General features: G+C 63.3%; 7 protein-coding genes and 1 pseudogene. 5 read left to right on the top strand and 3 right to left on the bottom strand.

Going from position 1 to position 6,467, the window contains the following annotated elements:
• Positions 1–185: pseudogene (locus tag A2J01_RS08125) on the bottom strand (glycogen synthase); the annotation flags it as partial.
• A 144-nt stretch (positions 186–329) separates the two neighbouring features.
• Here A2J01_RS08125 and glgC point away from each other — a divergent pair.
• A complete protein-coding gene (glgC, locus tag A2J01_RS08120) occupies positions 330–1,544 on the top strand; it encodes a glucose-1-phosphate adenylyltransferase (protein WP_082900824.1) in 1,215 nt (404 codons plus the stop codon).
• Here glgC and A2J01_RS08115 read toward each other — a convergent pair.
• A complete protein-coding gene (locus A2J01_RS08115; RefSeq protein ID WP_007736091.1) occupies positions 1,541–2,176 on the bottom strand; it encodes an O-methyltransferase in 636 nt (211 codons plus the stop codon). The two genes, glgC and A2J01_RS08115, sit on opposite strands and share 4 nt — an antisense overlap.
• A 330-nt stretch (positions 2,177–2,506) precedes the next feature.
• Here A2J01_RS08115 and sigE point away from each other — a divergent pair, with 330 nt between their 5' ends.
• The 4 genes from sigE (at position 2,507) to tatB (ending at position 5,536) form a co-directional block, all read left to right on the top strand.
• Positions 2,507–3,103, top strand: coding sequence for an RNA polymerase sigma factor SigE (gene sigE, locus A2J01_RS08110; RefSeq protein WP_064112474.1), 597 nt, complete (start codon positions 2,507–2,509; stop codon positions 3,101–3,103).
• 52 nt (positions 3,104–3,155) lie between these two features.
• Positions 3,156–3,515, top strand: coding sequence for a hypothetical protein (locus tag A2J01_RS08105; protein ID WP_003945180.1), 360 nt, complete (start codon positions 3,156–3,158; stop codon positions 3,513–3,515).
• A 30-nt stretch (positions 3,516–3,545) separates the two neighbouring features.
• Positions 3,546–5,069 (top strand): trypsin-like peptidase domain-containing protein, encoded by a 1,524-nt coding sequence (locus A2J01_RS08100; protein ID WP_442971557.1) that lies wholly within the window; start codon positions 3,546–3,548, stop codon positions 5,067–5,069.
• A 74-nt stretch (positions 5,070–5,143) separates the two neighbouring features.
• Positions 5,144–5,536 (top strand): Sec-independent protein translocase protein TatB, encoded by a 393-nt coding sequence (gene tatB, locus A2J01_RS08095; RefSeq protein ID WP_003945177.1) that lies wholly within the window; start codon positions 5,144–5,146, stop codon positions 5,534–5,536.
• A gap of 64 nt (positions 5,537–5,600) precedes the next feature.
• On the opposite strand, the gene A2J01_RS08090 is transcribed toward tatB, so the two are convergent.
• On the bottom strand, positions 5,601–6,467 hold an 867-nt coding region (locus tag A2J01_RS08090; RefSeq protein ID WP_064112471.1), incomplete at its 5' end, for an Mrp/NBP35 family ATP-binding protein.

The following is a 6,467-nucleotide window of genomic DNA, read 5'->3' as shown; positions in this document are numbered from 1 at the left end:
AGCGTCGTCAGGGCCGGGTTGGATCCGGCGAGAGCGGGGTCGGGAGAGTGGACGATCGCGCCTTCGCGCGGGGCGCCCATGCAGTGCACGTCGACCTCGCACAGCCGTTTCATCCGAGCGACGAGCTCGGTTACGTGTACTCCTGCGCCGCCGTAGATCTCCGGCGGGTATTCCTTGGTCATCATCGCGACTCGCACGCGCTAAACCTAACCGCCCGTGGTCGATCCGGCTACCGATCACGTTATCCCCGGCCGTTCGGAGGGGGACACGATCGGACCTCTCGGACTGCTTCGCTAGCGGGAGTTCACCAGTGCGGATAGGTTAGCGGTGTGAGAAGCCAGCCGCATGTGCTTGGAATCGTGCTCGCCGGGGGCGAGGGCAAACGCTTGTATCCGCTGACCGCGGACAGAGCGAAGCCCGCAGTGCCCTTCGGAGGTGCATATCGACTTATCGACTTCGTGTTGAGCAACCTTGTCAACGCGGGATATCTGCGTATTTGTGTGTTGACGCAATACAAGTCACATTCACTCGACCGCCACATTTCGCAGACGTGGCGATTGTCCGGGTTCGCGGGTGAGTACATCACCCCGGTCCCGGCCCAGCAGCGGCTCGGGCCGCGCTGGTACACCGGCAGTGCCGACGCAATCCTGCAGTCGCTCAATCTCGTTTACGACGAGGACCCCGAGTACATCGTGGTTTTCGGTGCCGACCACGTGTACCGGATGGATCCGGAACAGATGGTTCAGCACCACATCGAATCCGGGGCAGGCGTGACGGTCGCGGGTATTCGTGTACCGCGAAGTGAGGCTTTTGCTTTCGGCTGCATCGACAGTGACGAGTCCGGACGCATCACCCAGTTCCTGGAAAAGCCCGCCCATCCTCCCGGGACACCGGACGACCCCAATTCGACGTTCGCGTCCATGGGTAACTATGTGTTCACCACCAAGGTACTCGTGGACGCCATCCGCGCTGATTCAGAGAATTCCGATTCCGATCACGACATGGGCGGAGACATCATTCCCGCCTTGGTCGCCGCGGGTGAGGCGTCGGTCTACGACTTCAAGGACAACGTCGTTCCCGGCGCCACCGATCGAGACCGCGGTTACTGGCGTGACGTCGGTACCCTCGACGCCTTCTACGACGCTCACATGGACCTGGTGTCGGTGCACCCGATCTTCAATCTCTACAACCGTCGCTGGCCCATCCGCGGCGCCACCGAGAATCTCGCGCCCGCAAAGTTCGTGAAGGGCGGACTCGCGCAGGAATCGTTGGTCGGTGCTGGGTCGATCCTGTCCGCGGCGACCGTGCGCAATTCGGTACTCAGTTCCAACGTGATGATCGAGGACGGTGCGACCGTCGAGGGCAGCGTGCTGATGCCGGGTGTGCGCATCGGCAAGGGTGCCGTCGTACGGCGAGCGATCCTCGACAAGAACGTCGTCGTCGGTGACGGCGAAATCATCGGCGTCGATCTCGAACGTGACCGCGAACGATTTGCCGTCAGTCAGGGTGGCGTCGTCGCCATCGGTAAGGGCGTCTGGATCTAGAGCTTGCTCGCGCAGAGGAGGCCGTCACCGAGGGGGAGGAGGACTCGAATGAGTCGCTCGTCCTCGGTCACGGCCTTTGCCGCTTCTCGGACCGCAACCGTTGTCGCGTCGCGTGCGGAGCTGTCGGCAACGCGGCCGTCGGCCAGGGCGTTGTGCAGTACGATGACACCGCCGGAGCGCAGCAGGCGGACACCTTCGCGGACGTAGTGCGGGTGGTCGATCGCGGCGCAGTCGACGAATACCAGGTCGTAGCCGCCGTCGGCGAGCCGGGGAAGCACGTCGAGAGCCCGTCCGTTGATCAGGCGAGTGCGTGCCGGAGCGATTCCGCTTTCGCGGAAGGTCAGCTTGGCGGCCCGCTGATGTTCGGGTTCGCTGTCGATCGTGGTCAGGACGCCGTCGTCGCGCATTCCGTGCAGAAGCCACAGGCTGCTCACGCCGGCTCCGGTACCCACCTCGACGGCCGTCTTCGCGTCGAGCATCCTCGCGAACATCGCGAGCGTCGCACCGACGGCGGGCGTCACCGGATGGGCTCCGAGATCCAGCGCTCGATCTCGCGCCGCGGTCAAAATCTCGTCCTCGGAAACTACGTCCTCGACGTGGCGGAGTATCTGTTCGGCGTGGGTCACGCTCATGAGGTTATCGGGCGGTTCGGATTGTCGCTGCAAGGCGCGCAGTCACCAGGATTCTCAGGAATCCCTCAGGCTCCTCATATGGCGTGCACACCGCGATGAGAAAAGGTGTATACATCGCCGGATCGAAGATCGCACGGCGGTATCGATTTCTACCAAGTTGATCTTTCGCAGCTCGGTGATCGGGAACAAATCACAGCAACGGCTGGTTCTCCCGAATATCGCGCATCACGTGATTCGGACAACGCGGTGATCGAACTACGCGATCCCGAGCAGGAGGATCAACTTATTTACCAGGTCAACGACGAGCCTCGCCCTCGAGAGTCGGAAGTTTTGACGACGGAATCGGCTGTGGATTCCGAATTGATCGGCACTGCTGTGTTCGATGCAACTGGTGAGAAGTCCTCCATGCCGACTTGGGACGAACTCGTGCGTCAGCACGGTGACCGGGTGTACCGCCTGGCCTACCGGTTGTCAGGCGATGCCCAGGACGCCGAGGACTTGACGCAGGACACCTTCATCCGGGTGTTCCGCTCGCTCTCCGATTATCAGCCCGGAACTTTCGAGGGCTGGTTGCACCGCATCACCACAAACCTGTTCCTCGACATGGTTCGCCGACGCAATCGCATCCGTATGGAAGCGCTGCCCGAGGACTACGACCGCGTTCCCTCGCCCGGTCCGGACCCCGAGCAGATCTACCACGACGCGCGCCTCGACGCAGGTCTGCAGGCCGCACTGGACTCACTCGCACCTGAATTTCGTGCCGCTGTCGTGCTCTGTGACATCGAAGGTCTGTCGTACGAGGAAATCGGTGCCACACTGGGAGTGAAGCTCGGAACGGTTCGTAGCCGTATCCATCGTGGGCGACAGGCGATTCGTGATCATCTGGCAGCGCAGCGCGCAGCCGAATCCGAACTCGTCGGTTTCTGACGGTCGGGTTCGAGCTACAGAGCGGGACGTGGTCAATCACCTGGAGGGACGAATGACGGAGGCGCGGGCACATCGCCAGTTCGGTTCGACCGAACATCTGGCCAGCGAGGCAATCGCTGCCTACGTCGACGGAGAACTCCGAATGCAGGCCTACTTGCGGGCCTCGCATCACATCTCGATCTGTGCCGAGTGCGCTGCGGCCGTCGATGCTCAGCAGCAGGCACGTGGTGCGCTGCGTCGAAGCGGCGAGATGACGATGCCGTTGTCCCTGGTGGGACTTCTCAGCCAGATTCCTTCGTGCAACAGTCCGACTACCGGGCCGAATTCGGAAAACGCCGACAGTTCCGTCGGTAATCAACCCGCCGGCTTCTCCACCATCAGCAAGAGGTTGTCCCGTCGCTGGCGCAAATGACGCCGCGCGCCAGCTTCCCGGCGCGGATCAGTGATACTGGACCATGTGACTGACGGAAAAAGGGGGCACTCCGGAGTGAGTTCGGATTCTTCGGCAAACGGTTCGGTGGACAGACCGGCAGATGCGCCGGTTCTCGACCCCCGTCCGGTCTATCGACCCCAGATCGATCCGGCCTCGCGCCAGGTGTTCGGTCGGCCGAGTGGAGTCGAGGGCTCGTTCACTCCGGTGGCCGCGCGATCGACTCCGTCCTCCGATGTCGTGATCGGGACTCCGGACCCGGTTCTGGCCGAAGCGTTCGGTCGACCCGCAGACGCCACCGAGTCGATCGGTCGCGATCCCGATGCGACGGCGAACAACACGCCCGACGAAGAACCGCCGCGTGATCCGTGGCGTGATCCTGAATCCGCCGTCTCGCTCGGCAAGCCCGCAGAGTCCGAGGCGCCGGTGCAGTTGCCTCCCGCCCAGAAACTCGACGTGCGTGAGCTGTTGTTCGGTCGCAAGGTCGCCCCCTCGGCACTGGCCGCGCTTGCGGGCATGGCGCTTGTCATCGCTCTCGTCGGTGGGTTGTTTGCCACTGTCATCACTGCCGATCGCAGTTCACTCACCAGCTCACGTGTCACGCTCGTTCAATCCGGCGGTGGGGAACAGCCGGAGTCTCAGGTGGCGAAGGTCGCCGACGCGGTACTGCCATCCGTGGTGTCGATTCAGGTCGCCGTCGGTGACCAGGGCAGCACGGGTTCCGGTGTGGTCATCTCGGGTGAGGGATACATCGTCACCAACAACCACGTGATCTCCTCGGCCGTTCCGCCCGCTCAGGACGCGAAGATCCAGGTGATCTTCTCCGACGGAACCAAGACCGACGCCCAGATCGTCGGACGTGATGTCAAGACAGACCTCGCAGTGCTCAAGGTGTCGGCGAACAATCTGACGGTCGCTCAGCTCGGAAAATCCGAGGATGTTCAGGTGGGCGACGACGTCGTCGCCGTCGGCTCACCGCTCGGATTGAGCAAGACTGTCACCCGCGGGATCGTCAGTGCACTGAACCGGCCTCTGCGGTTGTCGGGTGAAGGCACTGACACCAACGCCGTCATCGACGCCGTCCAGACCGACGCGGCGATCAATCACGGCAATTCCGGTGGTGCGCTCGTCGACGATGAAGCCCGCGTCATCGGCATCAACACCGCAATGCTCAGTGAGTCCGGTGGTTCGGTCGGGCTCGGCTTCGCGATTCCGATCGACACGGTCACCGAGGTGGCTCAGACCATCATCCGTGACGGCAAGGTTCATCACCCCGACATCGGCGTGAATGCCCGCACCGCGGTCAATGACGCGACCAGTGGTGCTGCGGTGGCCAACGTGCGCGACGGCAGCCCCGCTCAACGTGCGGGGATCGTCGAGGGTGACGTCATCGTCAAGGTCGGTGACCGACCGGTGACAAGCGCCGACGAATTGGTGGTTGCGGTCAACGCGACGACCGTCGATCAGCCTGTCAACGTTCAGTTGATCCGCGACGGACGGCAGGTCGACATTTCGGTCACGCCGGTGTCGGACTGATCGGACCCTGCGATCTTCCTGTGAGGTTGATCCGGACATGCGCGCACCGAGCGAGCACACAGTAGGCTGACCCTGTGTTTGGCAACATCGGTTGGGGCGAGTTCATGATCCTCCTCGTAGCGGCTCTGGTCATCTTGGGACCTGAGCGGCTTCCTGGTGCGGTCTCCTGGGTCACGAAATCCCTGAGGCAGGTGCGCGAATATGCTTCGGGCGCTTCCAATCAGCTAAAGGAAGAACTGGGCACCGATTTCGAGGATCTGCGTAAACCGCTCGCAGATCTGAACAAGCTGCGCGGAATGACGCCGCGCGCTGTGATCACCCAGCACCTCCTCGACGGCGACGACTCCATCTTCACGGGCAACTTCGACAAGAAGCCGCAGAGCGGAGTGCAGGAGCCGAAGACGCTGTCGAAGGACAAGCCACTCACCGCCGGCGAACGTCCTCCTGTGGACTTCGACGCCACCTAGATTCGACATACGCAAGGGCGCCTGTCACCGATCGGTGACAGGCGCCCTTCCGTATGAGGGGGTTCTACAGGTTGCGAACCGTGTTGATACCGAGCGACATTCCGGCCAGCCCGCGCTGACGGACGGCCAACTTGTCGGCGATGTCCTTGAGTGCGATGGCTGCGGGTGAATCGGGAGCGCTGAGGACGATCGGCGTCCCGGCGTCGCCTGCCTCGCGGACGGACGGATCCAGCGGGATCTGTCCGAGAAGCGGAACCTTGGCGCCGACGGCCTTCGTGAGGCGATCGGAGACGGTCTGCCCGCCGCCTTCGCCGAAGACGTCCATACGGGTGCCGTCGGGAAGTTCGAGCCACGACATGTTCTCGACGACGCCGGCGACGCGCTGGCGGGTCTGCAGGGCGATCGCGCCCGCGCGCTCGGCGACCTCTGCAGCAGCCTGCTGCGGTGTGGTGACGACCAGGATCTCGGCGCTCGGGATGAGCTGAGCCACGGAGATGGCGATGTCACCGGTGCCGGGCGGCAGATCGAGCAGCAGCACGTCCAGATCGCCCCAGAACACGTCGGCGAGGAACTGCTGGAGCGCGCGGTGCAGCATCGGTCCGCGCCAGACGACAGGTGTGTTGCCCTGGGTGAACTGCGCGATGGAGATCATCTTCACGTCGTGGGCGACGGGCGGCATGATCATGCGCTCGACCTGAGTCGGCTTGGCGTCAGTGCCGAGCATGCGGGGGATCGAGTGGCCGTAGATATCCGCGTCGAGTACACCCACGGACAGTCCGCGCGCGGCCATTGCTGCCGCGAGATTGACTGTCACGCTGGACTTTCCGACTCCGCCCTTACCGGAGGCCACGGCGTAGACGCGGGTGAGTGAACCTGGCTGGGCGAACGGGATGACGGGCTCGGCGGAATCGCCGCGAAGCGACTTGCGAAG

Origin of the sequence: Rhodococcus sp. EPR-134, from assembly GCF_001647205.1 — a bacterium.
In the GTDB taxonomy this organism is placed as follows: domain Bacteria; phylum Actinomycetota; class Actinomycetes; order Mycobacteriales; family Mycobacteriaceae; genus Rhodococcus_F; species Rhodococcus_F qingshengii.
Note: the sequence above shows the minus strand (reverse complement) of the source record. Positions and strands in the feature narration are given on the sequence as shown.